The organism is Streptomyces sp. CB01373, assembly GCF_002803075.1.
Lineage (GTDB): Bacteria > Actinomycetota > Actinomycetes > Streptomycetales > Streptomycetaceae > Streptomyces.
In genome coordinates, this window is sequence record NZ_NNBK01000012.1 from 252,181 (window position 1) to 279,050 (window position 26,870).

22 protein-coding genes, 4 pseudogenes and 1 riboswitch are annotated in these 26,870 nt (G+C 70.9%); of the genes and pseudogenes, 13 read left to right on the plus strand and 13 right to left on the minus strand.

Annotation, left to right across the window (positions count from 1 at the left end; all coding sequences use genetic code 11):
• Positions 1-55: 55 nt before the first annotated feature.
• From metX to CG719_RS20675, 5 genes are all read right to left on the minus strand, one after another.
• Positions 56-1,216 (minus strand): homoserine O-acetyltransferase MetX, encoded by a 1,161-nt coding sequence (metX, locus tag CG719_RS20655; RefSeq protein WP_100570338.1) that lies wholly within the window; start codon positions 1,214-1,216, stop codon positions 56-58.
• A complete protein-coding gene (locus CG719_RS20660) occupies positions 1,213-2,583 on the minus strand; it encodes a bifunctional o-acetylhomoserine/o-acetylserine sulfhydrylase (RefSeq protein WP_100570155.1) in 1,371 nt (456 codons plus the stop codon). Before CG719_RS20660 ends, metX begins: the two co-directional genes overlap by 4 nt.
• Before the next feature lie 392 nt (positions 2,584-2,975).
• Complete coding sequence (locus tag CG719_RS20665; protein ID WP_100570156.1) at positions 2,976-5,192, minus strand: NADP-dependent isocitrate dehydrogenase; 2,217 nt, start codon at positions 5,190-5,192, stop codon at positions 2,976-2,978.
• A gap of 145 nt (positions 5,193-5,337) precedes the next feature.
• Positions 5,338-6,102, minus strand: a complete 765-nt coding sequence (locus CG719_RS20670; protein WP_100570157.1) for a crotonase/enoyl-CoA hydratase family protein — start codon at positions 6,100-6,102, stop codon at positions 5,338-5,340.
• Between the two features lie 124 nt (positions 6,103-6,226).
• Complete coding sequence (locus CG719_RS20675; RefSeq protein WP_100570158.1) at positions 6,227-7,144, minus strand: lysylphosphatidylglycerol synthase transmembrane domain-containing protein; 918 nt, start codon at positions 7,142-7,144, stop codon at positions 6,227-6,229.
• Between the two features lie 228 nt (positions 7,145-7,372).
• Between CG719_RS20675 and CG719_RS20680 the strand changes: the two genes are divergently transcribed.
• Positions 7,373-9,310, plus strand: a complete 1,938-nt coding sequence (locus CG719_RS20680; protein ID WP_234375695.1) for an ABC transporter ATP-binding protein — start codon at positions 7,373-7,375, stop codon at positions 9,308-9,310.
• A 10-nt stretch (positions 9,311-9,320) separates the two neighbouring features.
• On the opposite strand, the gene CG719_RS20690 is transcribed toward CG719_RS20680, so the two are convergent.
• Positions 9,321-9,959 (minus strand): DedA family protein, encoded by a 639-nt coding sequence (locus CG719_RS20690; RefSeq protein WP_100570339.1) that lies wholly within the window; start codon positions 9,957-9,959, stop codon positions 9,321-9,323.
• Between the two features lie 347 nt (positions 9,960-10,306).
• Here CG719_RS20690 and CG719_RS20695 point away from each other — a divergent pair, with 347 nt between their 5' ends.
• The gene (locus tag CG719_RS20695; RefSeq protein ID WP_100570159.1) at positions 10,307-10,942 is read left to right on the plus strand and encodes a DUF6585 family protein; all 636 of its coding nucleotides are present in this window, start codon (positions 10,307-10,309) and stop codon (positions 10,940-10,942) included.
• A 135-nt stretch (positions 10,943-11,077) separates the two neighbouring features.
• Positions 11,078-11,491, plus strand: coding sequence for a hypothetical protein (locus tag CG719_RS20700; protein ID WP_159024911.1), 414 nt, complete (start codon positions 11,078-11,080; stop codon positions 11,489-11,491).
• Between the two features lie 47 nt (positions 11,492-11,538).
• Here CG719_RS20700 and CG719_RS20705 read toward each other — a convergent pair whose 3' ends face one another.
• The 3 genes from CG719_RS20705 to CG719_RS20715 form a co-directional block, all read right to left on the minus strand.
• Positions 11,539-12,015, minus strand: a complete 477-nt coding sequence (locus tag CG719_RS20705; RefSeq protein WP_100570161.1) for a GNAT family N-acetyltransferase — start codon at positions 12,013-12,015, stop codon at positions 11,539-11,541.
• 88 nt (positions 12,016-12,103) lie between these two features.
• Positions 12,104-12,637 (minus strand): GNAT family N-acetyltransferase, encoded by a 534-nt coding sequence (locus CG719_RS20710; protein WP_100570162.1) that lies wholly within the window; start codon positions 12,635-12,637, stop codon positions 12,104-12,106.
• Between the two features lie 168 nt (positions 12,638-12,805).
• Positions 12,806-14,365: an AMP-binding protein gene (locus CG719_RS20715; protein WP_100570163.1), complete on the minus strand. Its 1,560-nt coding sequence runs from the start codon at positions 14,363-14,365 to the stop codon at positions 12,806-12,808.
• A 147-nt stretch (positions 14,366-14,512) separates the two neighbouring features.
• On the opposite strand from CG719_RS20715, the gene CG719_RS36550 reads away from it, so the two are divergent.
• Positions 14,513-15,088: a DUF397 domain-containing protein gene (locus CG719_RS36550; protein ID WP_234375675.1), complete on the plus strand. Its 576-nt coding sequence runs from the start codon at positions 14,513-14,515 to the stop codon at positions 15,086-15,088.
• Between the two features lie 186 nt (positions 15,089-15,274).
• On the opposite strand, the gene CG719_RS20725 is transcribed toward CG719_RS36550, so the two are convergent.
• Both CG719_RS20725 and CG719_RS36555 read right to left on the minus strand, forming a co-directional pair.
• Positions 15,275-16,486 carry a bifunctional class I SAM-dependent methyltransferase/NUDIX hydrolase gene (locus tag CG719_RS20725; RefSeq protein ID WP_234375676.1) on the minus strand — a complete coding sequence of 404 codons (1,212 nt, stop codon included), beginning with the start codon at positions 16,484-16,486 and terminating at the stop codon, positions 15,275-15,277.
• Between the two features lie 31 nt (positions 16,487-16,517).
• Positions 16,518-17,135, minus strand: coding sequence for a TetR/AcrR family transcriptional regulator (locus CG719_RS36555; protein WP_234375677.1), 618 nt, complete (start codon positions 17,133-17,135; stop codon positions 16,518-16,520).
• 72 nt (positions 17,136-17,207) lie between these two features.
• Here CG719_RS36555 and CG719_RS20735 point away from each other — a divergent pair, with 72 nt between their 5' ends.
• From CG719_RS20735 to CG719_RS20745, 3 genes are all read left to right on the plus strand, one after another.
• Complete coding sequence (locus CG719_RS20735; RefSeq protein WP_234375678.1) at positions 17,208-18,542, plus strand: alpha/beta hydrolase; 1,335 nt, start codon at positions 17,208-17,210, stop codon at positions 18,540-18,542.
• A 161-nt stretch (positions 18,543-18,703) separates the two neighbouring features.
• On the plus strand, positions 18,704-19,528 hold the full coding sequence (locus CG719_RS20740) for a helix-turn-helix domain-containing protein (protein ID WP_100570166.1): 825 nt from the start codon (positions 18,704-18,706) through the stop codon (positions 19,526-19,528).
• Positions 19,525-19,707, plus strand: coding sequence for a DUF397 domain-containing protein (locus CG719_RS20745; protein WP_100570342.1), 183 nt, complete (start codon positions 19,525-19,527; stop codon positions 19,705-19,707). The genes CG719_RS20740 and CG719_RS20745 overlap by 4 nt, the downstream gene beginning before the upstream one ends.
• A gap of 387 nt (positions 19,708-20,094) precedes the next feature.
• On the opposite strand, the pseudogene CG719_RS36560 reads toward CG719_RS20745, so the two are convergent.
• A pseudogene (locus CG719_RS36560) lies at positions 20,095-20,532 on the minus strand (maleylpyruvate isomerase N-terminal domain-containing protein); the annotation flags it as partial.
• 125 nt (positions 20,533-20,657) lie between these two features.
• Here CG719_RS36560 and CG719_RS20755 point away from each other — a divergent pair.
• The 3 genes and pseudogenes from CG719_RS20755 to CG719_RS20765 all read left to right on the plus strand — a co-directional run bounded on the left by CG719_RS20755 (position 20,658) and on the right by CG719_RS20765 (position 23,822).
• Positions 20,658-21,440 carry an Fpg/Nei family DNA glycosylase gene (locus tag CG719_RS20755; RefSeq protein ID WP_100570167.1) on the plus strand — a complete coding sequence of 261 codons (783 nt, stop codon included), beginning with the start codon at positions 20,658-20,660 and terminating at the stop codon, positions 21,438-21,440.
• A gap of 73 nt (positions 21,441-21,513) precedes the next feature.
• A riboswitch (cobalamin riboswitch) is annotated at positions 21,514-21,636 on the plus strand.
• 69 nt (positions 21,637-21,705) lie between these two features.
• Positions 21,706-22,032, plus strand: a pseudogene (locus CG719_RS36565) ((2Fe-2S) ferredoxin domain-containing protein); the annotation flags it as partial.
• A 191-nt stretch (positions 22,033-22,223) separates the two neighbouring features.
• Complete coding sequence (locus CG719_RS20765) at positions 22,224-23,822, plus strand: transposase (RefSeq protein ID WP_199836703.1); 1,599 nt, start codon at positions 22,224-22,226, stop codon at positions 23,820-23,822.
• A gap of 220 nt (positions 23,823-24,042) precedes the next feature.
• On the opposite strand, the gene CG719_RS20770 is transcribed toward CG719_RS20765, so the two are convergent.
• Positions 24,043-24,963 carry a cobalamin-binding protein gene (locus CG719_RS20770; protein WP_100570168.1) on the minus strand — a complete coding sequence of 307 codons (921 nt, stop codon included), beginning with the start codon at positions 24,961-24,963 and terminating at the stop codon, positions 24,043-24,045.
• Between the two features lie 73 nt (positions 24,964-25,036).
• On the opposite strand from CG719_RS20770, the pseudogene CG719_RS20775 reads away from it, so the two are divergent.
• The 3 genes and pseudogenes from CG719_RS20775 to CG719_RS20785 form a co-directional block, all read left to right on the plus strand.
• A pseudogene (locus tag CG719_RS20775) lies at positions 25,037-25,297 on the plus strand (acyl-CoA dehydrogenase family protein); the annotation flags it as partial.
• A complete protein-coding gene (locus CG719_RS20780; protein WP_100570169.1) occupies positions 25,294-26,370 on the plus strand; it encodes an enoyl-CoA hydratase/isomerase family protein in 1,077 nt (358 codons plus the stop codon). The pseudogene CG719_RS20775 and the gene CG719_RS20780, both read left to right, overlap by 4 nt.
• Before the next feature lie 2 nt (positions 26,371-26,372).
• Positions 26,373-26,843 (plus strand): annotated as a pseudogene (locus tag CG719_RS20785) (enoyl-CoA hydratase-related protein); the annotation flags it as partial.
• Positions 26,844-26,870: the final 27 nt, after the last annotated feature.

Genomic DNA, 26,870 nt, shown 5'->3' on the forward strand with positions numbered 1-26,870 from the left:
CGGATCTCGGCGTCATGGCGCCGCTGATCCTGCCGCACCCCACTGACAACGCGGCTCAGCCGGCCCCCAGGAGCTCCCGGACCAGCCCTCCCACCTGCTCCGTCTCGATCAGGAAGCCGTCGTGGCCGTACGGCGACTCGATCACCCGGAGCCGGTCGGCGCCCGGGATGCAGTCGGCCAACTCGGCCTGCTGGGCGAGCGGGTAGAGGCGGTCGGAGTCGACCCCGGCCACCACCGTGGGGGCGGTCACCCGGCGCAGGGCGGCGCGCACACCGCCCCGGGCACGGCCGGCGTCGTGGGCGTTCATCGCCTCGGTCAGCACGACGTAGCTGGCCGCGTCGAACCGCCGCACCAGCTTGCCCGCGTGGTGGTCGAGGTAGGACTCCACCTGGTAGCGGCCGCCGTGCCACGGGTGCTCCGCACCCTGCGACGAGCGGCCGAAACGGAGCTGGAGTTCGGGCTCGCTGCGGTAGGTGACATGGGCCAGCCGGCGGGCGAGACCCAGACCGGCGTGCGGTCCGCGGCCGGTGTCGTGGTAGTCGCCGCCGCGCCAGTGCGGATCGCTGCGGATGGCGTGCACCTGGACGTTCGCCCAGGCGATCTGCTCCGCGCTCGCCGCCGACGTCGTGGCGAGCAGCAGCAGGGCGCCCGTACGCTCCGGATACGAAACCGCCCATTCCAGGGCGCGCATCCCGCCCATCGAGCCGCCGGCCACCAGGGCCCACCTCTCGACGCCGAGCGCGTCCGCCAGGTCCCGTTCGGCCGCCACCTGGTCCCGCGGGGTCAGGAACGGGAAGGCCCCGCCCCAGCACCGCTTGCCGTCGGGCCGCGGCGAGGCCGGTCCCGTACTGCCCTGGCAGCCGCCCAGCACGTTCGGCGCCACGACGAACCACCGGTCGGTGTCCAGCGCCCGGCCCGGCCCGACCAGCCCCTCCCACCAGCCCGGCGTGGGATGACCGGGCCCGGCCGGCCCGGTGACATGACTGTCACCGGTGAGCGCGTGCAGCACCAGCACCGCGTTGGAGCCGTCCGGGGCCAGGCGGCCCCACGTCTCGAACGCCATCCGTCCGCCCGGGAGTTCACCCCCCGCCTCCAGCGGCAGCGGCCTGCGCGGCACGTGCCACCGACGGCGCCCCGGCGGGTCCCCCGCCCGCCAGGCCCCGGAGGCCGGCGGGCGGGGGAGCGCGTCCGCGGGGGAGGTGAGCACGCTGTTCAGGACGCCGCCTTGGCCGCGCGGAAACCGGCCTCCAGATCGGCCTTGAGGTCCACGACACTCTCGATGCCGACCGACAGCCGCACCAGGCCCGGCGCGGCCCCGGTCGCCGCCAACTGCTCCTCGTCCAGCTGGCTGTGCGTGGTCGACGCCGGGTGGATGATCAAACTCCGCACGTCGCCGATGTTGGCGAGGTGGCTGAACAGCTCCACCCCGTCCACGAACCGCTTGCCCGCCTCGACCCCGTCGCGCAGCTCGAAGGAGACCACCGCGCCCGCGCCCCGCGGCAGATACCTGCGCCCCGCCTCGTACCAGGGGCTGGAGGGAAGTCCCGCGTAGTGCACCGCCGACACCTCGTCGCGCCGCTCCAGCCACTCCGCGAGGGCCTGCGCGTTGGCGGAGTGCCGCTCGATGCGCAGGCTCAGCGTCTCCACGCCCTGGAGCAGCAGGAACGCCGAGTGCGGGGACAGCGCGGGGCCCAGGTCGCGCAGCAGCTGCACCCGCAGCTTGGCGGCGAACGCGCCGGGCCCGAGCGCCGGCCAGTAGCGCAGACCGTGGTAACTGGGGTCGGGCTCGGTGAAGTCCGGGAAGCGGTCGGCGTGCGCGCCGAAGTCGAAGGTGCCGCCGTCCACCACGACCCCCGCGATCGCGGTGCCGTGCCCGCCGAGGAACTTGGTCGCCGAGTGCACCACGACGTCCGCGCCGTGCTCGATCGGGCGCAGCAGGTAGGGCGTGGGCACCGTGTTGTCCACGATCAGCGGCACGCCCGCCGCGTGCGCCACGTCGGCGACCGCGCGCACGTCCAGCACGTTGCCGCGCGGATTGCCCAGCGTCTCCGCGAACAGTGCCTTGGTGTCGGGGCGGATCGCCGCCCGCCAGGCGTCCGGGTCGTCGGGGTCGTCCACGAACGACACCTCGATGCCGAACTTCGGCAGGGTGTGCCGGAACAGGTTGTAGGTGCCGCCGTACAGCGACGTACTGGAGACGACGTGGTCGCCGGCGCGCGCGACCGTCAGCAGCGCGAGCGTCTCCGCGGCCTGCCCGGAGGACAGTGCCACCGCGGCGACCCCGCCCTCGAGCGCCGCGATCCGCTGCTCGAAGACGTCCTGGGTGGGGTTGTGGATGCGGGTGTAGATGTTGCCGGGTTCGGCGAGCGAGAACAGGTCGGCGGCGTGCCGGGTGTCCCGGAAGACGAACGAGGTGGTCTGGTAGATCGGCGTCGCCCGCGCGCCGGTCGCCGGATCGGGCGTGGCCCCGGCGTGGACCTGCCTGGTCTCGAACGACCAGGCGGAGGTGTCGGGTCCGGCGGGCGCCTCGTCGGGCGTGTGACCGGCGGTGACGGCGTCGATGGGCTGCGTGGGGTCGCTCATGGTGCTCCTCGTACGGAGTGCGGTGGCGCGGGAGGCCGCAGGTCCCGGGCTCCGGGCGCGACGCGCGCAGTGCCGGCGAGGAGCGTCCCAGGGCATGCGGGAACGCGTGAGGGACCTGCGAGAGGAAGAGGAAAGTTTGCCTGTCAGCCTCGGGGCATGTCAGCCGGCGAGGCGACAACCCGTGCTGGTGACACGTCCGTAGTCGACGTGGCGGCGGCTCACGAGCGCGATCATGCGATCCAGGTAAGCACAGGGCCCCGCGGCGCACCAGCACCGGAGCGGGGATGACACGCAGCCGTCACAAAAGGGCTCCGCCCCGGCCGGCGGAGTGCCGGTCGGGGCGGAGCGGTGAGGACCACCGGGCCCGGCGAGGTGCCGGGGCCCGGGTCGGCTCAGAAGGCGGCCAGAGCCTCGTTCCAGGTGGCCGAGGGGCGCATGACCTCGGCGGCCTTGGCCGGGTCGGGCTGGTAGTAGCCGCCGATCTCGGCCGGCTTGCCCTGGACGGCGACCAGCTCCTCGACGATCTTCTGCTCGTTCGTGGCGAGGGTCTCGGCAAGCGGCGCGAACGCCTTCGCCAGACCGGCGTCGTCGGTCTGCTGCGCCAGCTCCTGCGCCCAGTACATGGACAGGTAGAAGTGGCTGCCGCGGTTGTCGATGCCGCCGACGCGACGGGTCGGGGACTTGTCCTCGTCGAGGAAGGTCGCCGTGGCCCGGTCGAGGGTGTCGGCGAGCACCTTGGCGCGGGCGTTGCCGGTGGCCTCGGCGTACTGCTCCAGGGACGGCACCAGGGCGAAGAACTCGCCCAGGGAGTCCCAGCGCAGGTAGTCCTCCTTGACGAGCTGCTGCACGTGCTTCGGCGCGGAGCCGCCGGCGCCCGTCTCGAACAGGCCGCCGCCCGCCATCAGCGGGACCACGGAGAGCATCTTGGCGCTGGTGCCCAGCTCCAGGATCGGGAACAGGTCGGTGAGGTAGTCGCGCAGCACGTTGCCGGTGACCGAGATGGTGTTCTCACCGCGGCGGATGCGCTCCACCGACAGCTTCGTCGCCTCGACCGGGGACAGGATCTTGATGTCCAGGCCCTCGGTGTCGTGCTCCGGCAGGTACTGCTCGACCTTGGCGATCAGGTTGGCGTCGTGGGCGCGGCCCGCGTCCAGCCAGAACACGGCCGGGTCGCCGGTGGCGCGGGCGCGGGTGACGGCCAGCTTCACCCAGTCCTTGATCGGGGCGTCCTTGGTCTGGCAGGCGCGGAAGATGTCACCGGCCGAGACGGTCAGCTCCAGCACGGCGTCGCCGGCCTGGTCGACCAGGCGGACGGTGCCGGTGACCGGGATCTCGAACGTCTTGTCGTGGCTGCCGTACTCCTCGGCCTTCTGCGCCATCAGGCCCACGTTCGGGACCGAGCCCATGGTCGACGGGTCGTAGGCGCCGTGGGCGCGGCAGTCGTCGATCACAGCCTGGTAGACGCCCGCGTAGCTGGAGTCCGGGATGACCGCGAGGGTGTCGTGCTCCTGGCCGTCCGGGCCCCACATGTGGCCGGAGGTGCGGATCATGGCGGGCATGGAGGCGTCGACGATCACGTCGGAGGGGACGTGCAGGTTGGTGATGCCCTTGTCGGAGTCGACCATGGCCAGCTCCGGGCCCTCGGCGAGCTCGGCGTCGAAGGAGGCCTTGATCGCGGCGCCCTCGGGGAGGTTCTCCAGGCCCTTGTAGATGCCGCCCAGACCGTCGTTCGGGGTCAGGCCGGCCGCGGCGAACGCCTCGCCGTACTGCGCGAACGTCTTCGGGAAGAAGGCGCGCACCACGTGACCGAAGACGATCGGGTCGGAGACCTTCATCATCGTGGCCTTCAGGTGCACGGAGAACAGGACGCCCTCCTGCTTGGCGCGGGCCACCTGCGCGGTCAGGAACTCGCGCAGCGCGGCGACGCGCATCACGGAGGCGTCCACGACCTCGCCCTTGAGGACGGGCACGGACTCGCGCAGCACGGTGGTGGAGCCGTCGTCGCCCTTCAGCTCGATGCGCAGCGCGCCGTCCTCGGCGATCACCGCGGACTTCTCGGTGGAGCGGAAGTCGTCGACGCCCATGGTCGCCACATCGGTCTTGGACTCGGAGGTCCAGGCGCCCATGCGGTGCGGGTGGGTCTTGGCGTAGTTCTTCACCGAGGCGGGGGCGCGGCGGTCGGAGTTGCCCTCGCGCAGCACCGGGTTCACCGCGGAACCCTTGACCTTGTCGTAACGGGCGCGGATCTCGCGCTCCTCGTCGGTCTTCGGGTCGTCCGGGTAGTCCGGCAGCGCGTAGCCCTGGCCCTGAAGCTCGGCGACCGCGGCCTTGAGCTGAGGGATCGACGCCGAGATGTTCGGCAGCTTGATGATGTTGGCCTCGGGCGTCTTGGCGAGCTCGCCCAGCTCGGTCAGCGCGTCCGGGATCCGCTGGTCCTCGGCGAGGTACTCCGGGAACACGGCGATGATGCGCCCGGCCAGCGAGATGTCACGCGTCTCCACCGCGACACCCGCCTGCGAGGCGTACGCCTGGACCACCGGCAGGAAGGAATACGTCGCCAGGGCCGGGGCCTCGTCAGTGTGTGTGTAGATGATGGTCGAGTCAGTCACCGGGTGCTCCGCTCCACGTCTGCAACATTGCTCGACATCAAGATATCTCGTGACGGTCCCCGACTCGACAGCGGTCCGCCGCGGATCGGGAGCGCGGGCCCACTTGTCTCCGCAGGGAGTGCCCGGCCGTCTCCGGAGGGCGGGCTCAGTCGTCCGCGAACGAGCCGTGCCGTCCCGCACCAGCGGCGAACCGGGCCGCGCCCCGGAGACCCTCGGCCAGTACGCCCATGCCGTGCCGGAGTTCCCCGCGCAGGGCCGACGACTCGTCCAGGGACTCCTGCTCCAGGACCGAGGCGCGGTCCGCGCGCAGGCAGGCCTGGGGGAAGGCGGCTAGCCGGGCGGCCAGCGACTCGGCCTCCGCGCGGGCACGACCCGTGGGCACGAGCCGGTTCACCAGGCCCGTCTCGTACGCCTCGCGGGCCGGGACCGGACGCCCGGTGAGGATCATGTCCATGGCGCGGCTGGTGCCGATCAGCCGGGGCAGCCGTACCGTGCCGCCGTCGATCAGCGGCACGCCCCAGCGACGGCAGAACACGCCGAACACGGCGTCCTCCTCCGCCACCCGCAGATCGCACCAGAGCGCCAGTTCCAGTCCGCCCGCCACGGCATGCCCGGCCACCGCCGCGATCACCGGCTTGGACAGCCGCATCCGGGTCGGCCCCATCGGCCCGTCGCCGTCCTCCGCGACCCGGTTGCCCCGTTCACTCCCGGCCGCCTTCAGGTCCGCGCCCGAGCAGAACGTGCCCCCCTCGCCCCACAGCACGGCCACCCTGGCCTCATCGTCGGACTCGAACCGGCGGAAGGTGTCGGCGAGTTCGCCGGCGGTCGGGCCGTCCACCGCGTTCGCGACGCCGGGCCGGGACAGGACGACCGTGGTGACGTACCCCTGGCGCTCGATCCGGACCGGCATGGCGTCGCCCTCCTGCTGCGTGCTGGGACGGGCAGGTTACTCCCGGGTCACCTCGCACGCGAGACGCACGGGAGGCACTCGGGAGACTGGCGTACGGGAGCCGGAGCCGCGGGGAGGGGAGAGGTCAGATGACCCTCAGCCGGACCAGCGCCCCCAGCGTGAGCGCCCCCGGCAGCAGCGGCAGCCAGACGGTGATGATCCGGTAGGCCACCACCACCGCCGTGACGACCGCGACCGGCCCGCCCGCCGCCACCAGCGCCACGACGAGCGCCGCCTCCACCGAACCGATCCCGCCGGGCGTGGGCACCAGCGCGACCGCCGTGGTGGCCGCCAGATACGCCAGCGCCATGTGCACGGACGGCACCGGCAGCGCCAGCGCCCGCCCCACCGCGACCAGGGAGACCGCCTGAAGGGCCGGGAAGGCCAGCGAGCCGCCCCACAGCGCGAGCGCCCGCGCCGGACGCGAGTGCACCGACCGCGCCTCGCTCAGCGCCGTGCGCACGAACGCGGCCACCGCCACGCGCAGCCGCCGTACGCACAACGCCACCCCGGTCGCGGCGACCAGGACCCCGCCCACGGTGTACAGCAGCGGACCGGCCATGCCCGAGGGCAACAGGCCGCCGAGCCGCAGCGCGTCCGGGAACGCGAGCAGCAGCGCGGCGAGCAGGGCCAGCCGGGCGATGCTCTCCGCGAGCATGTACAGCGCGAGCGCGGCGGAGGACCGGGCCAGGGAGACCCCGCACACCGTCAGGAACCGCAGGTTCACCGCGCTCGCCCCGAGGCCCGTCGGCAGCAGGTGGTTGGCGGCGCCGGCCGCGAACTGGGTGGCGAGCAGCCGCCGTCTCGGCAACCGCTGCACGACCGCGCCCTGCCGGGTCACGGCCGCCGCGACCCAGGTCAGGCAGGTCGTGCCGACCGCGGCCAGCAGCCACGGCCACTCGGCGGTGCGCAGGTGCGCGAAGCCCTCGGCCAGCACCGACCGGTGCCGCACCGCGGCCACCGCCACCAGCAGCACCGGCAGCAGGCACAGCACCTGGCGCACGGGCAGGCGCCGCGGAAGCCTTCCTGGCCGCGGATCGGGGAGTTCGACCGCTGTCGCATCCGGGGTCACATCCGGAGAGGTTCCCCCCGCCGCGTCAACGCCGGGTGGCGGAACCGAGGACGGCGCCTTACGAGCGGGAAGCGGGTGGGCAGGCGGAGTCGCCGGAGCCTTCGGGGTGCGCACATTGACCTCAACGAAGCTTGAGGTTCTAGGTTCTCCTCCATGAGCATGGAGACCACCGCCTGGACGCAGCTGCACAGCGTCATGACCGCCCAGCAGGAGCGGCGCCCGCTCGCCCTTGCGACGCTGCGCCGCATCGGCGCGTTCGCCCGCCCCCACCGCCGCCGTATCGCGCGGTTCGTCGCCCTCGGGGTGGTGACCGCGCTGCTCGCGGTGGCGACCCCGGTGCTCGCCGGACGCGTCGTCGACGTGATCGTGTCCCGCGGCGACCAGGGCACGGTCGTACGCCTGGCCCTGCTCATCGCCCTGATCGCGGTGGCCGAGGCGGCGTTCGGCATCCTCGGCAGACGTCTGTCGGCCACGCTCGGCGAGGGACTCATCCTCGATCTGCGCACCGCGGTGTTCGACCACGTCCAGCGCATGCCGGTGGCGTTCTTCACGCGCACGCGTACCGGAGCACTCGTCTCCCGGCTAAACAACGACGTCATTGGCGCCCAGCGGGCCTTCAGCAACACCCTCTCGGGGGTCGTCAGCAACGTGGTCACGCTGCTGCTCACCCTCGCCGTGATGCTCACCCTGTCCTGGCAGATCACCCTGCTCGCCCTCGTGCTCCTCCCGGTGTTCGTGGTGCCGGCCCGGCGGATGGGCAGCCGCATGGCGCGTATGCAGCGGGAGGCCGCCACGCTGAACGCGGCGATGGGCACCCGGATGACCGAGCGCTTCTCCGCCCCCGGCGCCACCCTGGTCAAGCTCTTCGGCCGCCCCGAGCAGGAGTCGGAGGAGTTCGCGGCCCGCGCCGGCCGCGTACGGGACATCGGCATCCGTACGGCGACGGCGCAGTCCGCCTTCATCACCGCGCTCACCCTGGTGTCCTCGCTGGCGCTGGCCCTGGTCTACGGCCTCGGCGGGTACTTCGCCCTGCGCGGCACCCTGGAGCCGGGCGCTGTCGTGTCGCTCGCCCTGCTGCTGACCCGCCTGTACGCGCCGCTCACCGCGCTCGCCGGGGCACGCGTGGAGGTGATGAGCGCTCTGGTCAGCTTCGAACGGGTCTTCGAGGTGCTCGACCTCAAGCCGCTGATCGAGGAGAAGCCGGACGCCCGCGAGGTGCCCGGGGGACCCCTCGCCGTGGAGTTCGACGGCGTCCGCTTCGGCTACCCCTCTGCCGGCAAGGTCTCCCTCGCCTCCCTCGAGGAGGTCGCCGCCCTCGACAACCGAGACGGCTCCGAGGTCCTGCACGGCGTCTCCTTCCGCGCCGAGGCCGGCCAGACCGTCGCCCTCGTCGGCTCCTCCGGCGCCGGCAAGTCGACGATCGCGCAACTGCTGCCGCGTCTGTACGACGCCGACGAGGGTGCCGTGCGCATCGGCGGCGTCGACGTACGCGACCTGACCTCCGCGTCCCTGCGGGCCACCCTCGGCATGGTCACCCAGGACGGCCACCTCTTCCACGACTCCGTACGCGCCAACCTCCTGCTGGCCCGCCCCGCGGCGACCGACGCGGAACTGTGGGACGCCCTGCGCCGGGCCCGCCTCGACGACCTCGTACGCTCCCTGCCCGACGGCCTCGACACGGTCGTCGGCGAGCGCGGCTACCGCCTGTCCGGCGGCGAGCGCCAGCGGATGACCATCGCCCGGCTGCTGCTGGCCCGCCAGCGGGTCGTCATCCTCGACGAAGCCACCGCCCACCTCGACAACACCTCGGAGGCCGCCGTCCAGGAGGCCCTGGCCGAGGCCCTGGCGGGCCGGACCGCGGTGGTGATCGCCCACCGGCTGTCCACGGTGCGGGCCGCCGACCTCATCCTGGTCGTCGAGGGCGGACTGATCGTCGAACGCGGCACCCACGACGAACTCCTGGCGGCGGAGGGCCGCTACGCGGAGCTGTACCGGACGCAGTACGAGCAGCGGGCGGAGGAGTCGCGGGAGGCGCGGGAGGCGGTGGAGACGCTGGACGCGCCGGGGATCGCGGTGGCCGGGGAGGCGGTGGCGTAGGCGACACCGCTCAGGGGGAGGGCGGCTGCCGGGTGCGCCGTGCACGCAGTACCTGCACCAGCAGAGGCACGAGGGAGAGCGCGACGAGCACGGCGACCATGACCAGGACGTAGTCACCGATGCGCGGAACCGATGCCCCCAGGCCGTATCCGGCCAGCACCAGGCTCTGGGACCAGAGCACGCCTCCGACGGTCGCCCAGAGCGTGAAGGTCCGCGTGGGCACGCCGAGCGCCCCGGCCGCGGGATGCAGGACGGTCCGCAGCATGGGGATGAAGCGGCCGATCACCAGCGCCTTGCCCTGCCCGTAGCGGGTCAGGAGTGCCTGCGCCCGCGCGGCCCGTTCCTTCAGCCGCCGGTTGGAGGTGCGGGCCAGCAGTGCCCGCCCGCCCCGCCGCCCGAGCAGGAACCCCACCTGCCCGCCCGCCACCGCGCCCACGGCACCGCACACGAGCACCTGCCACAGAGCCATCCGTGGCGCCTGGGCGTCGGTCTGCGCGCACAGCACACCGGCCGGGATCAGCATCGTGTCACCGGGAAGGAAGAAGCCGACCACGACCAGACCCGACTCGGCGAAGGTCACGACCAGAACCCCCAGCGCACCGAAGGCGGCCAGCACCGAGGCGCTGTCCGTCGGGTTGACGGCGAACACCGTCATCGCCTCATGGCCCTCCTCACGTGGCCCACTGCTCCATGATGGACGCGGCTCGACGCATACCGCCTTTCGGCGGGCATGCGCATGCGGGAAGGCCGAGATCTCCCAGGGAATGCTGTTGGCCGCGCGAACCCGGCGGAGAGGCACCCCGACATGTACAAGCGTCGGTCCCGGCCGCACAATGATCGCCGAATCTTTGATCACTACGGCGAGGAGCACGGCTCATGGCAGGACCCACCGCTCAGCAGGACCCCGGGCAGGCAACAGCCCATCACACGGCGCTCCCGGGGACCGAAGGGCTTGGGCAGCTGCGGGAGACATTTCTGCCGAAGCGCATCAGCGCAGTGCGGATAGCCGGCACGCTGGTCATGGGGATCGTCGCCCTGGTCCTTCCCCCCTTGGGCGTCTACTTCTTCTGGCTCGCCTTCAGGACGCCCAACCTCTCGCGCAAGCAGGCCGCCCGCCGACTGCACCTCTTCGAGCACGGCCTGGCCGAGGTGGGAGGGAACGGCGAGGTCTCCGTCTTCCGCTGGGACTCGCTGACTGCGCTCCAGGAGATAACCGAGCGGTACGCGAACGGCGTCTACGTCGGGACCACCTACGTCTACACGCTCCACCGCGAGGACGGTACGAAGCTCAAGTTGACCGAGTTCTACGCCGAGCCCGAGCGCTGGGGCCCGGCGCTCCAGCAGGAGATCACCCGGACGCAGCTGCCCGGACTGCTCACCGGGCTGGAGCAGGGCCGGACCCTGACCTACGGGACCGTCTCGGTGAACCAGAGCGGTGTGGCCACGCCGAAGGGCAGCCTGACCTGGGCGGAGATCGAGAAGGTCGAGATCTCCCAGGGAATGCTGGTGCTGCGCAAGCCCGGCAAGAAGCTGCCCTGGGCCCAGGTGCAGGTCAAGAGGATCCCGAACCTCTTCCTCCTCCTCGCCCTCATCGACCACCTGCGCTACGGCGACCTGCACCAGAACACCTGACCACCAGAACACGAACAACGCCCGGGGGTCACTCAAGGCAGGCCCGGGCGCTGTGCGGCAGCGGGCAGAGGCTCAAGATGCCTCGCGGCGGGCTTGCGATACGGTGCGGCTCCGCGTGACGACCTGTGGGGGACCGTGAACTTCCTGATCAACCGTGTCGCTCGTTGCGTGACCGCGGTTCTTCTGAGTCCGGCGGTCCTCTGCCTTGCAGGCTGCAACCTGGATCCGACCGACCCCGAGAACGTCGCCCCGATCGCCCTGACGAATGACACGTCCGAAGACATGCACGTCTTCTGGTGCGCCGGCGATGAGGACAACGCGTGCACAGAGCAGCACAGCCTGGGAGTCATCGCCGCGGGGAGCACTCGTCACGTACAGATTTCGTCCTACGAAGTGCTACTGCGGATCAAGTCGGCCTCAGCGCCGGGAAGGTACGTCTGTGAAGATGACGCCGAGGGTAGCCGGATAGCCCTGAGCTCGTCGTATCCCTCGGTGAAGTCCGCGTACGACCACTGCGCCGACGGGGCGTCTCCGAGCACGACGGGCTGAGCGTCACACGTCGCCGGATCGCGCGCCGCGCAGGCACCGAGTCATGGTCAAGATCTGGGGATCGGGTCGCTCCGAGGTGGTCGGCTGGACATCCTGATCTTGATGTTGTTCTCGCCGTGCCGGGTGACTTCGTGCAGGCCCATGCGCTGGTAGAGGGCATGGGCCCGCTGGTTGACCGCGAGGACGTCCAAGGTGAGGTCCTGGCCTTGCCTGCGGGCTTGCCGCAGGAGGGTGCGGATGAGCCGACTGCCGATGCCGCGCCCCTGGTGGTCGGGGTGGAGTTCGATCCGGGCAAGGTAGATCTCCACGGGCCGGTGCTCGATGTGGAGCATGCCGGCGTCAGCGCCGTCGACGGTGATGATCTGCCATCGGCTGGGGCTGAACGCGCGGGTGTGGAAGCAGCGTTGGGCGTGTTCGTCCCAGCCCCAGATCTGGGTGATGTGGGCGCCCATGGCGGCCTTGTGCAGCTGGAAGCAGTACTCGCCGTCGGCGGCGGTGGCCGGCCGCAGTCCGATGGCGGTCATGCCACCCGCTCCTGGGATCGCTCGACGAGCTGACCGCGTTCGAACCGGGCGCCGGCACGGACGAGTCGTGCTCGACGGCTCGGCCGGTTCATGCCTGGAACTCGCTGAGGTCGATGGCGTGAACGCGCAGCGCGTAGCCGTACACCGGGTGTGCCGTCTCCCGCTCGGGCGCCATGCCGAGCTTGCGGATGACGTTCTCGGAGGCGTTGTCACCCACCCGGTTGATGCTGATGACACGGTCCAGGCCGCGGTCCTGGAGCGCGAACTCCAGTGTGGCGTGGGCGGCTTCGGACGCGTATCCCTGGCCCCAGAACTGTGAGCCGATCCGCCAGCTGATCGCCACGGCGGGCATCACCTCCGGCAGGAACTCGGGCACGGACAGTCCTGTGAAGCCGATCAGTTCGCCCGAGCCCAGCAGCTCGACGGCGAAGAGTCCGAAGCCCTCCTCGTCCCACTCCTCCTCCCACCGCTCGATGTCCTCGGCCGTGTGGTCCAGGTCGCGCACCGAGCCGTCGTCGATCCAGTGCATGACCCGTGGGTCCGCGTTGATGTCCGCCATCGGCGCGAGGTCGTCGTCGTGCCAGGTACGGAGGAGGAGGCGGGGTGTGAGGATCTCGGTCATGCGCCCATCCTGCCGAACACAGGGGCCTCATCCGTAATCCGGCGCTCGCCTGCGCCGCCGCTGCGGAACCACAAGGCGTCAAGCCGTCTGCCCCCGCCCGAAGGCTGCCCTCGACCCGGCACGAGGGCCGGGACGAGGGCAGCGTTCGGGCGGGACTGTCGGGTGGTCCTACGCGCGGGTCCTCAGCAGGCTCGCGCGGAGAGCCTTCTTGTCGGTCTTGCCGACGGTCGTCCGGGGCAGGGAGTCGGCGATCGAGTAGGAGGCAGGAGCGTAGAGGTCTCCAAGGGCGTCGACGATCTCGCGCGTCAGCTCGGAAAGGTCCGGGACGTCGGCAGGGCCCTGGGGCACCAGGACGACATGCACGGTCTCCGTGTCGTCGTCGCCGGGCAGACCGATGGCCGCGGCCTCCTTGATGGCGGGCTGTGCGGTGAGGAAGTCGTCGAGCAGACGGGAGTAGACGTTGTCGGCGGTGCGGCCCGTCACGATGATGTCCCGCGCCCGGTCGACCAGGTACAGATAGCCGTCCTCGTCCTTGCGCCCGAGGTCTCCACTGCGGAACCAGCCCTCGCCGTCGAGCACCTCCGCGGTGCGTTCCGGGTCGTTCCAGTAGCCCTCCATGACCATGGGGCTACGCACATACAGCTCGCCGACTTCTCCTACGGCCACCGGCTTGCCCTCGTCGTCCCGCAGCTCCACTTCGACTCCCGGCGCTGGACGCCCGCAGCTGGTCAAGGACTCGGGCCGCTGGAGATCGTGTTCCTGCGGGGGCAGCTCGGTGACCAGTCCGTTCTCGGATGCTCCGTAGATCTGGTGCAGGACCGGACCGAAGCGTTCGATTGCCTGCCTCAGACGTGCGGGGGAAGCGGCGGCACCGGTGTAGTGGAGGGTCGACAGCGCCGGGAAACGGCCCGCGTGGCAGTCCGGATGGTCAAGCAGCTCGTACAGCATGGGCGTCACCATCACCATCCTGGTGACGCGCTCGCCGGCCATCGCGGACAGGGCCGTGCCGGCATCGAACGTCCTCAGCAGCACGATGGTGTGGCCGCTCAGGACGCCCAGCAGGAAGGCGCCGTGGCCGCTGGTGTGTGTCACCAGCGTGCATATCAGCAACGCGGTGTCGACCGAGGCGTCGGCAGCGTACGCGCTCGAAGCCTGCACATAGATGTCGTAGTAGCCGCTGCGGTGGACGACCAGCTTGGGCAGTCCGGTGGTACCACCCGTGTAGAGAAGCGTCGCGATGTGGCGGCCGTCGGCAGCCTCGCCGGGCGAGCAGCCTGCGATGTCGGACGCTGCCGCCAGGAAGTCGGCCGCACTCGAGGATGCGCCGACGCTGAAGACATGCGGAATGTCGATCCGGCCGGCGATCCGCTGGGTCCGCTCCTCGAAGACCGGGTCGAACAGGAGCATCTTGACGTCAGCGCGCTGGATCAGCGCTTCAAGTTCGCCGTTGCCGGGCTCCGGCGGAACGAAGACCAGTCGACAGCCTGAGAAATGAATGGCCAGCTGGAGCAGCAGCGCTTCCGGACTGTTCTCCACGAACAGCGCTACTCCGTCTCCCTCCACCAGACCGCTGCCCCGTAAGGCCGCGGCGAAGCGCAGGACCGTGCTGACGGCCTCGTCGCCGCTGATCCGCCGTTCCCCCGCGACGATCGCGTCACGACCGCCTCTCTCCGAGAGCCGTTGCAAGACCGAGACGGTGTAGTTCCCGCTGGAAGTGACCGTGTTCATGATCCTTCTTCGTGCTTGAGTGTGCCTCCCGGGGGACGACCCCGGGCGCTTCCTGATCACTCGTCATCAACGGTGCGGGGGCGGCGAAAAGTTCACCGGGAAGCGGCGGGGACTCGTTCTCACCACTCGGTAGCACAAGAAGTATGAGTGCATCATTCGAATCTGGTGCCGGGGTATCAAGAGACCAGGGGCTTGTTTGTTGTCTGGACCAGTGGGCGGGTGGCGCACCACAACCACACCATTACGCAACGCGGGTATCACGCGATCGCGACGAGTCAGGCGCGGAGGTCGCTCCGGAACGCGCAGGCCGCCATGATCTCCGGCTTCGTCCTGCTCGTCGTGGTCGTGGTCGGGGCCTGCCGGCGAAGACCACAGCGGGATGCATCGTGGCTGGCGGCGTTTTGTCGGGTTGCTGCCGTTTCTGGTGCGCATCTGGACCATCAGGGTGATGCTGAAAAGAGAACGTCCGATCCGATATCAACAGGAGATCCAATGGTGGACGCAGCAAAGGTTGACCTGTACGCAATGGACCTGACTGATGTGCACTGGGTCAGGAGCAGCTACACCAACAGGTGGACAAAGACGTGTGTGGAGGTCGCAGACCTCGGCGACGGAGCGGTTGCGGTCCGTGATTCAAACAACACGGAACTGCCGCCGCTGCGATTCACCGCAGAGGAGTGGGCGGCGTTCCAGCGGGGCGTGCGTGACGGCGAATTCGGCTAGAAGCCTTTAAAAGCCAGGGGCTACTCGGTGTGGTGATGACGTACAGCTCGGCGACGAACATGTTGCCCTGCCGATGGTCGTCAGGGCGTTGGCGATGTCAGCAGGGCAGGCCGGCCCCCGCGGTAGGGGGCAGGCCCCGTCGGCGGTCAGCCGAGCCGTCGCAGTTCCCCTCTCATCCAGTCCCGTTCACGGGGTTGTGCCATTCGCCTTCGTGGGCGCCGGTGAACCGTCCGCGTACGGAGTGAAGTGTGCCGGTGTGTGGGCGATGGGCGGCAGGTCGGGGCGCCAGGACGTGAGGATCTGGGCGCTGCACACGAACAGGCCCTGGGGCAGCTGGTCCAGGGGCCACCAGCGCCAGTCGCCCACGCTCTCGTTCGGCTGGTCGGCAGGCTCGCCCTGCCAGGCGGAGACGACGGCGCCGACGGTGACGCGTACGACGTCATCTACGTGGTCGAGGAGTGTGCCCAGCAGAGTCACGTCCTCGGGGCGCGTGACGAGTCCGGTCTCCTCGGCGAGTTCGCGTACGACGGTGTCGTGGAGGGACTCGCCGGGCTCGACGGTGCCCCCGGGCAGCTCCCAGGTGCCGTGCCGGTGCCGTCCCAGCAGCAGGCCCCGTTCGCCGAACACGATGGCCCCGACGCCGATCGCGGCGTGCGGTACGGGCGGCCGGGCGGTCCGTGGGCGACTGGTCACAGGATGTCGGCTGGGCGTGCGGTGGCGTCGGGCCCGGACGAGTTGGAGGATCCCGGGGTTACCGGGGTCCGGGGCGGTGAGGAGTTCGACCCCTTCCACCCGGAAACCGTGCTCGGTCAGGAGGTCTTCCCAGAGCCGCGGAGTGAGTACCCACATCTGTGTGGGGATGGGCTCCTCGTCGCGCAGCCGGATCAATTCCCGGCGTGGCGCCACCTCTTCGGACGGCCCCTGTGCGTCGGCGTCGGTGTGGAGGGCGGAGAAGACGAGGGGCGCGCCGTCGACCAGCCCGTCCCGCAGGGCCGGTAGCAGGTGGCGCGGGTCGACGCAGGCGAAGGTGCGGATGCCGTAGGCGGCCTCATACGGCTCTGCCTGACGCAGATGCTCGGCGACGTCACCGCACAGGAAGCGTACTCCGGGCTCGCTGCCGTGAGTGTTCAGCGCACGCTGGTGCTGGGTGGGGGACAGGTCGACGCCGTCCACGAGGGCGCCGTACTCGCGGGCCAGGTGGACGGCGTGGTGACCGGGACCGGACCCGACGTCCAGGATCCGCTTGCCGCGGATGTCTCCGAGGACCTCGGCCCCGGGACCCACGCCGGGCCAGAATCCCCAGTCGATACGGTCAGGTACGGGCGGCAAGTAGCCGTAGTCCAGCTGGCGTTGACCGTAGATCGTCCAGCTCTGCTCGTGTGCGGGGTGTGCCGTCACAGAAGGGCTCCAAGTCGGTTCCTGACACTGTTCAGAGAACGAGTTCGGTGCGGCGGAGGTCGCGGAACACCGTGGGTGTCGCCCAGCCGCGCAGGGTGGCATGCATCGCCGATCGGAACGCGGCCTCCGCCGTGGGGGCGTCGAGGGCGCCGGCGAGTTCGAGCGTCACAACCCCGTGCAGGGTGACCCACAAGGAGAGCGCGATGGACGTCGCGTCACCGGCGAGGAGAGAGCCTGCCACGGCGCGGTCGATCGCCGCGAGGAGCGGCCGGATGGGGTCATGGGTGCCGACCGCGCCCGACGGATCGAAGGATTGCGCCCCTCCGAACAGCACCGTGTACAGGTGGCTGTGTTCGTGTCCCCATCGCCGGTACGTGCCGGTCAGGGTGTAGATGTCGGCCAGGGGATCCTCGGAGGCCGGCGCTCCCGACAGGTCCTGGAACAGGCCGGCGACAGCTCTGTCGCGCACCGCTTCGATCAGTCCGTCCTTGCCACCGAAGAGGGAGTACACGGCTGTCGTCGACGTGCCGGCGGCAGCCGCCACGGCGCGGACTGTGACCGATTCGCGCGGGCCCGTGGCGAGTATCTCGGTCGCGCATGCCACGAGCCGCTCTTTGACCGCCTCGTCGTTCGTCCTCGGCCTACCCATGCCAGAAGCGTACCCCGCCCTGATAACGTTGTTTTGAAACAGCGTTCTGAAACTTTGACCTGGGAGTCCATCGTGTCCCCGTTCGCCATACGCCTTGCGCGCTTCGCCGCACGCTTACTGCTGGCCCTGACTGCCGTCGCCACGCTGACTGTTGTCTTTCTCGCATTGATCGTCCTCACGGACGGGGCCCGCTCAGGGAGCGTCGCGTGGCTGACGACCCTGGGCGTCGCTTGCGTCGCCGCGCTGTGGCTGGGCCGCCGCCGGACCGGGGCGGCTCGACTCGTGCCGTTCCTGTCAGTGGTCGTCGCGGCGGCACTGACGGCGTCGGTCTGCGTTCCGACCGTGCCCACGACCCGGCGGTATCCGCTCGCCCTGCCCTTCGTGGCCACACAGCACTGGAGCCTGAACACCGGAAGCAGGGTCGCGGTCTACCACTACCCGCCCGCAGGCCGGGGCAGCCGACCCTCCGTCCCGCTCGTGTACCTCCATGGCGGACCAGTCCGCGGAATATCGCTACTCGATCACTGGTTCCTGCAACTCCTGGCACGCCAGGGCCACGACGTCTACGCCTACGAACAGGCCGGCGGCGGACGCAGCGACCTGCTCCCCATGGACCAGTACACGATCTCCAGATCGGTCCGAGATCTCGACGCTTTCATCCAGCGTCTGGGCAAGGGCAAGGTCGACGTCCTCGGCTTCTCGGCAGGCGCGGTCGTGCTCACGCGAGCCCTGGCGGACCCCTCCGTCACCACAGGGCTGCACCGGGCGATCATCGCCGAGCCCGGCCCGATGGACGGCCCCACATCGGGGATCACCGGGCACAAGGGACGTCTGTCCGCGCGCGGCCTCACACCGAGCACGACGGGACCACGGTCAACGCACATCCCCCGGTACGCCGTGGCGTTCGGCCTCATGCGGCTCGGCCTCCTCTCCACCGACAACGGGTTGATCGGACAGGCTGAGGGCGACAACGCGTTCACCGCCGCTGACCTCGGCAGCGACACGGCTTCCGCCTACTGCGCGCGCGACGCGGACCGCATCCCGCCCGAGGACACGCCCCAGAACTTCTCCTTCAGCCCCGCCGCCAGCCTCCGCCTCCAGCAGACGGTGAAGGACTCTCCCTCCGTCGCACCGCGATTGAGGCGCTCGGAGACCCCCGCCATGCTCATGATCGCCGAGTGTTCCTCGCAGCTTCGCCAGTGGGCGACCACCATCCTCGCCAATGACCCCGCCATCCAGCGCACGCAGTACATGCCCGGAGTCGGGCACCACATGTGGAACGGACTGGGCGACAACAACGACCGGGCCGCAGCCGTCATCACCGCGTTCCTCCGAGGCGAGCCGGCGCCCCTGCCCAACCACCCCACCCGCGAGGAGATTCCCGCCTTCCTGCGCGACCGCCAGTGACGGCTTCGCGATGCGCGGCGTGGTCGCGCGTGTGCTGTGACGCCGCCCGTACACCACGTCGTGTACGGGTTCCAGGCGGGCCCGGTGCATACACTCCTCGGCGTCGAGCCGTTGTACTCGTTGCAAGAGGTGACGGCGGTGTGACAAGGGGGTGTTCAGCCATGGCGAGTGGTGGCAGTACGCTTGATTCGTCCGGCAGCATGAAGGCGTTCGGGGCGGCCCTGAAGGTCTTCCGTGAACGGGCCCTGCTGACGCAGGAACAATTGGCCGAGAGGCTCAACTACTCGCATGCTTCGGTCGCTTCGGTGGAGCAGGGGCGGCGGATGCCCTCCGCGACGTTCGTCGAGCGGGCGGAGGACGCGCTGGAGTCGTTCGGTGTGCTGCGGGCCGTGGCCCGGCACGTGGGACGGCAGCGCGGGCTGGCGGTCTGGTTCCGGGAGTGGGCGCAGCTGGAGGAGGCGGCGGTCAGCCTGTGCACGTACGAGTGCCGGGTCGTGCCGGGACTGCTCCAGACCGAGGCCTACACGCGCGCGGTGATGCTCAACGTGCCGCCTCCGCCGACGGAGGAGCAGTTGGAGGAGCGGATCGCCGCCCGGCTGGCGCGGCAGGAACTGCTGACGCGCAGGCCGCCGGTCGCGTTCAGTTTCATCGTCGAGGAGTCGGTGCTGCTGCGGCACACCGGAGGTGAGGAGGTTACCCGGGAACTGCTCGACCACCTCCTCCTCCGCACGAAACCGTGGAACGTGGAGCTGCAGATCATGCCGCAGCGGCAACCCCATCATGCGGGCACGGACGGGCCGATGCGGCTTCTTGAGACCCCGGAGCGCCAGTGGTTGGGGTACTCGGAGGGGCAGAAGACCGGGCAACTGGTTTCTGACCGGGAAGCGGTGAGCGTGATGCAGATGCGCTATGCCAAGATGCGCTCGCAGGCTCTGTCCCCCGCGGACTCGGCCGAGTTGTTGCAGCGGATGCGAGGAGCGCTATGAGCACCGACAGTCAGCTGGAATGGTTCAAGAGCAGCTACAGCGGGTCCGAGGGTGACGACTGCGTGGAAGTCGCGCTCGTTCCCGGAGCTGTGCGTGTACGCGACTCCAAGCAGAGTGACGGTCTGCGGTTCGAGGTCGCCTCCCCGGCGTGGGCGGAGTTCCTCGGGTTCGTGGGGTAGTCCGGGAGCCGTGACTCGATAGCCGCCGAGGAGGGTCCGTACGCTCCGCAGCGCCTCCGGGCCGGCGGTGCTGTGCCAGCGGGTGGGGTCGGCGGGGCGGCGGCCCCACAGGAGGAGGAGGCGGGTGGCCGCGTCGCTCTCGATCGTGGCCGGGCCCTCCGGGGCGGCGAACCGGATCGTGCCGCCGTCGGCGTCCGCGGCCACCACGATGTCGTCGGTGCCCGGGGTGCGCAGGCGGCCCTCGACCCGCCCCTCGGGGCCCAGGTCCAGACCGGCGCGGCCCCGGACCAGCAGGGGCCGGCCCACCGACACCACGCTGTGCTCCGTCATCCACGACTCGTTGAGGGACCGCACGGCCGTCCGGTCGTCGCCGGTCAGGTCCCAGCGGTGGAGGATCAGTTCCTCCCGCATGTGTTCCGCGAAGAAGGGGACCTTCACGGAACGGCCGGTCCACATCACTTCCGTGTCCGGGGACAGGTCCTGCGCCGCGGCCGCCGCGATTTCGGTGAGCTGTTCACAGTTGGTCATGAACGCCGCCCAGAGCTCGGTGTCCGACATCCGCCGGTACGGAGCCTCGCGCGCGAAGCTCCTGGTCTCCACCGGTGCGCCCGCGAGGAACGCTCGCAGCACCCGGGCCAGTTCCTCGGCGTTCCCCGTCTGGTGGACCAGGATGTCGCGCACGGTCCACGCCTCGCACCACGTGCCGTCGTCGGGCCTTCGGCCCTGTACGGCGTGGACGAAGGGAGCCAGCTCGGGCAGCGTGTCGTCGACCTTGGACGGGATCACGTGCCATCGGTATCCCGGTCGGGTCGCAGACCAAACCACTGGGCGTCCGATCGGGGCATCGTGCCTCGGGGCGGGGCGCCGAGCGGGTGCGGTCGCCCCCTCCGTGGGTACCCATTCGCGTGCGGCGGCCTGACGGCCGTACGACGAAGAGCCGGGGCGAGCGCATGCCCGAACTGCCGGATGTCGAGGGATTCCGCGAGGTGCTGATGACCTGCGGCCGGCAGCGGTGTGTCACGGACGTCGAGGTGCGGGACACCGGGGTGCTGCGGGGCGTCAGCGCGCAGCGGCTGCGAAGGGAGCTGACAGGCCGGCGTCTGGGGGAGGCGTGGCGGCACGGGAAGTGGTTGTTCGTGCCGGTCGGCGACAGCGGTCCCGTACTGGTCTGGCACTTCGGCATGACGGGGTCGCTGCGGTGCTGTGCCCCGGACGAGCCCCTCGCGCCGCACGACCGCGTCGTGCTGACTCTCGACGGCGCCCGGCACCTGCGCTACCGCGATCAACGCAAGCTCCAGGGCGTGCAGTTGGCCGACGACGCGCGGCTCGCGCGGATCGTGGACGGTCTGGGTCTCGACGCCCTGACCGTGGGCCGAGCGGAGTTCCGGGACCTGCTGTCGGGACGGCGGCGTGCCGTCAAGAGCGCGTTGATGGACCAGTCCGTGATCGCGGGTCTCGGGAACCTCCTGTGCGACGAGATCCTCTGGCGGGCCCGGGTGGCGCCGCGGACCCAGGTGCGCGACCTGAGCGAGACCGCGCTTCGGCGTGTGCATGCGTGGATGGGCCGGGTCCTGGAGTCGTCCGTCCGTGCCGGGTGCGTGCCGGCGAGGCGCTCCTGGCTCACCGGGCACCGGGACGACCGCGAGCCGATGTGCCCTCGCTGCGGGTGGCCCCTGTGCTCGAACCGTGTCGGCGGACGCCGCACGGTCTGGTGCCCGCAGTGCCAGAGATGAGCGGAACGGGCCGTTGCGGAGGGCGGAACCGATCATGGGATGATGACCGGCGACAAAAAGGCGACGGCGGTCCGAGGAAGCCGGTGTGAATCCGGCGCGGTCCCGCCACTGTGACCGGTGAGCGAGTTCCGGAACGCCACTGCCTCGTACGGGGTGGGAAGGCGGAACGAGCGAAGACCCGGGAGCCAGGAGACTCACGCGGTCGCCTCCTCGATCGACACCGGGGCGGATCTCCCCGGGAGGGGAGTGGGGCGGCGTGCCCGAAATGCCGACGGACGAGGCGCCGGACGGTGCCGTGGCGGGGAGCGGTCCGGTGCCGTGCCGGGTCGTCGTGTGCCGGGACTGCTGCTGCGGCAGCCCCAAGGTGACCGGGGTCGATCACGCGGCGCAGACCGCGCGGTTGCGCGCGGAGGTGCCGATGCGCGTCTCCGACTGCCTCGACGTGTGCGAGCAGGCGAACGTCATCGTGGTCCAGCCCTCCGCCGCGGGCCGGGCGGCCGGCGCGCGGCCGGTCTGGCTCGGACTCGTCAACGACACGGACGCGACCGAGGACATCGTCGCCTGGGTGCGCGCCGGGGGCCCGGGGGTTGCGAGCTGCTGTCGTTCGACAGTGGTTGGGCACGTTCTGGTGTGTGTAAGTGAGCGTCGCAGTTGCGGTGCGCGGTGTGGGACGGCAGTGCGTGGCAGGGCGAGCAGGAGTTCTGGTTTCGAGTGCGTGACCTTCGGCCGGGGGTGGTCGTTGGGTGCGGTGGGGGCTTCTTCGATATCGGGCGGGGGTGTGGTGTGGGCGGGTTGCGCGAGGTGGCAGCGCCGTTCGTGGTGCCCGGTCCGTCCGGGGTGGCGATACGCTCCAGTCTCAAGGGCCTGACCGAGCAGGACGAGACGGTGCTGCGCCAGGCCGGAAGTCTGCTCGGCTCGCTGGCCTCCCGCGATCTGAAGGTGCGCTGCGCGGCGGGGCTGGGCCATGACAGTGAGCTGTGGGCGTGGCGCAAGCGGGCGTTGACCGGGCAGTCGTCGTCGCGGTGGGCGGGCAGTATCACCAAGGCCACGCATGATCAGTGGGCGCTGGCCCGGCGCGGGCAGCTCGCCCACATGCAGAGTCTGCGGGCGGGCGTCGAGACGATCACGTACCGGCTCTCCCAGCCCATCGGCGCGAACGGCTGCAAGGGGGCGCCGGGTGGCTACGGCTCCCGGAAGGAGTGGTTCGCCAAGTCCCGGCGCCTGCACGTACTTGAGGACCGGCTGGACGGTGAGCGGGCTGACTGGGAGGCCGGGCGGGTGCGGGTGGTACGCGGCGGCAAGAAGTTGCTCAACAGCCGGCATCATCTGGAGGCCGCCGGGCTGACCGAGGCGCAGTGGCGGTCGCGGTGGCAGGCCCAGCGGTGGTTCCTGCAGGCCGATGGCGAGTCCGGGAAACCGTGTGGGAACGAGACGATCCGCATCACGCCGGAGGGTGAGGTGAGTATCCGGCTTCCGGCGGCGCTGGCCGGGCTGGCGAACGCGCCCCACGGCCGGTACGTACTCGCTTGCCGCGTCCGCTTCCATCACCGGGGCGAGCAGTGGGCCGACCGCGTCACAGCAGGCCGCGCTGTGGCCTACCGCATCCACTACGACCCGGACCGGAACCGCTGGTACGTAACCGCCTCCTGGCAGAACCCACCCGTGCAGACCGTGCCGTTGGAAACTGCCCGTGCGGGCGGGCTGGTGGGGCTGGACATGAACGCCGACCACCTGGCCGCCTGGCGCCTGGACGCACACGGCAACCCCGTCGGCGCGCCCCGCAGATTCGACTACACCCTCACCGGCACCGCACAGCACCGCGACGCACAACTGCGCCACGCCCTGATCCGGCTGCTGCACTGGACAGTGCGGCACGGCATGGCCCTCGCGATCGAGGGCCTGGACTTCGCCGATGAGAAGACTAGGGAGAGGCACGGCCGCCGCAAGCGGTTCCGCAAGCTGATCTCCGGCCTGCCCACCGCCCGGCTCCGCGCACGGCTGGTGTCGATGGCCGCCGAGCTCGGCATCACCATTGTTGCCGTCGATCCGGCCTACACCAGCCGCTGGGGCGCCCAGCACTGGCAGAAACCCCTGACCACCAAGAACAGGAAGCCCACGCGGCACGACGCTGCCGCCGTGGCGATCGGAAGGCGCGCCCTGGGATGTGCGATCCGGCGTCGGACGGCACCGCCCCCACACGACCGGAGTGATCGTGTGGGGCATCGGACCGTCCAGGCCGCATCGGATGCCCCGGGGCGTGAGGGACCCCGCCCCCGCATTCCCGGACCACGGACACGATCCGTGCCGCCCGGACGCGGAGCGAAAGCGGGCGACCAGTGTGCCCACAACCGTTCGGGGCACACGGCTGAGCACGAGCCCTGACACCAGGACTCACTCCCGCTCAGTCCATAGGAACGGTGGCCCCCCTGCCGGAGATCCTCGGCCTCTACGCCATCAAGCCGCCACGGCGAACCACGGACTCTTGAGGTTCGTGCGCGCCAGGACGGACGCGCCGGGACGCCCGCGCGCGCGAGGAGTCCAGCACGCCGAGCAGCCCCGTACACGCGAGGAGACCCGTACACGCGAGGAGACCGTCCCGTCGTCACCGGCCGGGGAACGGCCGGGCCTCCGCCAGCGTGACCGGGTCGCCGGCCGGCACGCCGTGCAGGACCTGGGCGAGTACCTCCGCGCCGCGCACCACCCGGGGCCCCGGCCGGTTGAAGTGGGACGGGCCGTCCAGCACCCAGACGCGACCGGACCGTACCGCGGGCAGATCCGTCCAGCCGGGCAGCCCGCTGAGCAACGAGGCTTCCCGCAGGGTGCGTTCGGGAGGAAAGCCGCACGGCAGGACCAGGATCACGTCCGGCTGCGCGGCGCTTACCGCCTCCCAGGTCACCGGCTTGGTGTGCTCGCCGGGGGCGGCAAGGAGCGGCTCGCCCCCGGCGGTGGTGATCTGCTCGGGCACCCAGTGCCCGGCGGGCCACAGTGGGTCGAGCCACTCGATCGCCACCACCCGGGGCCGGCCGAGTCCGGCGACCGCGCCGCGGACCCGGTCGAGGCGGTCTCGCAACTCGGCCCGGCGCCGGCGCGCGCGCTCACCCACGCCGAGCAGGTCGCCGACGGTGACCAGGCAGTCCAGTACGTCGTCGAGCGTGCGCGGCTCCAGGCTGAGGACCCGGGTGCCGGCGTCGAGCAGCCGTACGGTCCGGCTGACCCTCTCGTACGACACCGCGCACACGTCGCACAGGTCCTGGGTGAGCACCACGTCGGGCCGCAGAGCGGCCAGGGCCTCGGTGTCCAGCGTGTACAGCGACGAACCGGAGTGCGCCGACCCGCCGACGGCGTCGGAGATCTCCCGGCTGGTGAGCGCGTCCTGGTCCAGGTCCGCCCCGGTCACCACGGGCACGGAGGCGACCTCGCGCGGCGGCCAGTCGCACTCGTGGGTGCGGCCGGCCAACTGATCCGAAAGGCCGAGTTCGGCGACGATGTCGGTCGCGGCGGGCAGCAGGGAGACGATGCGCATACGTTGACTGTAGGAGCCCCCGGGAACAGTCGTTTTCCGGCGCCCGTCGTATGTGGTGCGATCGCCCCAGTGGATCTACCAGCAGGCCGCCCGCGCACTCGGCGCGGGGGACCGCCAAGCCCCGTACCCGTGCGCCATGGCGAAGCAGTTCGCCATCGACGCCGGGTACTCGGTCGTTGACCGGGCGCTCCAACTGCACGGCGGCTACGGCTACCTCAGCGAGTACGGCATTGAGAAGATCGTCCGTGACCTGTGCGTCCACCAGATCCTGGAAGGAACCAACGAGATCATGCGTGTCATCGTGGCCCGCGGCCTGACGGAGGCGGTGGGATGACCGCCACCGAGGAACCCGTCCTGTTCCACACCGCCGGACGGGCCGCCCACATCACCCTCAACCGGCCCAGGGCCCTCAACGCCCTCACCCATGAGATGGTGCGCCGTATCGACGAGGCACTGACGGACTGGGAACACGACCCGGCCGTGGAGACCGTCGTCATCACCGGCGCGGGGGAGCGCGGCCTGTGCGCGGGCGGTGACATCCGCGCCATTCACGACGACGCCCGCGACGGGAACGGCACCGCCTCGGCCGCCTTCTGGCGCGATGAGTACCACCTCAACGCCCGTATCGCCCGCTACCCGAAGCCGTACGTCGCCGTCATGGACGGCATCGTCATGGGCGGCGGCGTCGGCGTCTCCGCGCACGGCAGCGTCCGTGTCGTCACCGAGCGTTCGCGGATCGCGATGCCCGAGACCGGTATCGGCTTCGTCCCCGACGTGGGCGGCACCCATCTGCTGGCCCTCGCCCCCGGGGAACTGGGCACCCATCTCGCGCTGACCGGTGCGCAGATCGGCGCCGGCGACGCCCTGCTCTGCGGGCTCGCCGACCACTACGTCCCGTCGGCGTTCCTGCCGGCGCTCATCGACGACCTCGCCGTCAGTCCCGTGTGGGAGGTGCTGGCGCGCCATGTCCGGCCCGTGCCGCAAGGGGAGTTGGCGGGGCGGCGGGAGTGGATCGACTCCTGCTATGCCGCGCGGACGGTCGAGGACATCGTGGGCCGGCTGCTCGACCACGGTGAGCCCGCCGCCAAGGAGGCGGCGCAAACCCTGCTCACCAAGTCACCGACCGCGCTGAAGGTGACCCTCACCGCCCTGCGCCGCGCCCGCCCTCTCGGATCGCTGGAGACGGTCCTCGAGCAGGAGTACCGCGTCTCCTGTGCCGCCCTGAGCAGCCCCGACCTGGTGGAGGGCATCCGCGCCCAGGTCATCGACAAGGACCGCGACCCGCGCTGGTCCCCCGGGACCCTCGCCGAGGTGACCGACGCCGACGTAGGCCGCTTCTTCGCCCCACTCGGCGACCGTGAACTGGGCCTCGCCAACCCCGACAACACCGCGGAGGTGGCCTGGTGAGCGCCGGCTACGCCCTCGGCGGCGGCTGCGAGCCGGCCATGCTCTGCGACATCCTGCTCGCCGCGGACACGGCCGTCTTCGGACAGCCCGAGATCAAGCTCGGGGTGATCCCCGGCATCGGCGGCTCGCAGCGCCTGACCCGCGCGGTCGGCAAGGCCAAGGCCATGGAACTGTGCCTGACCGGGCGCACCATGGACGCGGCGGAGGCGGAGCGCGCCGGGCCGGTCTCCCGCGTGGTCCCCGCCGACGACCTGCTCGGCGAGGCACTGGCCGTCGCCGAGACCGTCGCCGCCATGTCGCTGCCGGTGGCGATGATGGCGAAGGAGGCGGTCGGGCGGGCCTTCGAGACCTCGCTCGCGGAAGGCGTCCGCTTCGAACGGCGGCTGTTCCACGCGGTGTTCGCGACGGCCGACCAGAAGGAGGGCATGAGCGCCTTCGTGGACAGACGGACACCGCAGTTCGGCCACCGCTGACCACTCACGGGCCCGTGGGGCGGCCGT

What these genes read in the sequence shown, in the direction of transcription:
- CG719_RS20660 (WP_100570155.1), bottom strand. Translation starts at nt 2,583, where the DNA reads ATGAGCGACCCCACGCAGCCCATCGACGCCGTCACCGCCGGTCACACG.
- CG719_RS20670 (WP_100570157.1), bottom strand. Translation starts at nt 6,102, where the DNA reads ATGCCGGTCCGGATCGAGCGCCAGGGGTACGTCACCACGGTCGTCCTG.
- CG719_RS20680 (WP_234375695.1), top strand. Translation starts at nt 7,373, where the DNA reads ATGGAGACCACCGCCTGGACGCAGCTGCACAGCGTCATGACCGCCCAG.
- CG719_RS20705 (WP_100570161.1), bottom strand. Translation starts at nt 12,015, where the DNA reads ATGACCGCCATCGGACTGCGGCCGGCCACCGCCGCCGACGGCGAGTAC.
- CG719_RS20710 (WP_100570162.1), bottom strand. Translation starts at nt 12,637, where the DNA reads ATGACCGAGATCCTCACACCCCGCCTCCTCCTCCGTACCTGGCACGAC.
- CG719_RS20715 (WP_100570163.1), bottom strand. Translation starts at nt 14,365, where the DNA reads ATGAACACGGTCACTTCCAGCGGGAACTACACCGTCTCGGTCTTGCAA.
- CG719_RS36555 (WP_234375677.1), bottom strand. Translation starts at nt 17,135, where the DNA reads ATGGGTAGGCCGAGGACGAACGACGAGGCGGTCAAAGAGCGGCTCGTG.
- CG719_RS20740 (WP_100570166.1), top strand. Translation starts at nt 18,704, where the DNA reads ATGGCGAGTGGTGGCAGTACGCTTGATTCGTCCGGCAGCATGAAGGCG.
- CG719_RS20745 (WP_100570342.1), top strand. Translation starts at nt 19,525, where the DNA reads ATGAGCACCGACAGTCAGCTGGAATGGTTCAAGAGCAGCTACAGCGGG.
- CG719_RS20755 (WP_100570167.1), top strand. Translation starts at nt 20,658, where the DNA reads ATGCCCGAACTGCCGGATGTCGAGGGATTCCGCGAGGTGCTGATGACC.
- CG719_RS20770 (WP_100570168.1), bottom strand. Translation starts at nt 24,963, where the DNA reads ATGCGCATCGTCTCCCTGCTGCCCGCCGCGACCGACATCGTCGCCGAA.
- CG719_RS20780 (WP_100570169.1), top strand. Translation starts at nt 25,294, where the DNA reads ATGACCGCCACCGAGGAACCCGTCCTGTTCCACACCGCCGGACGGGCC.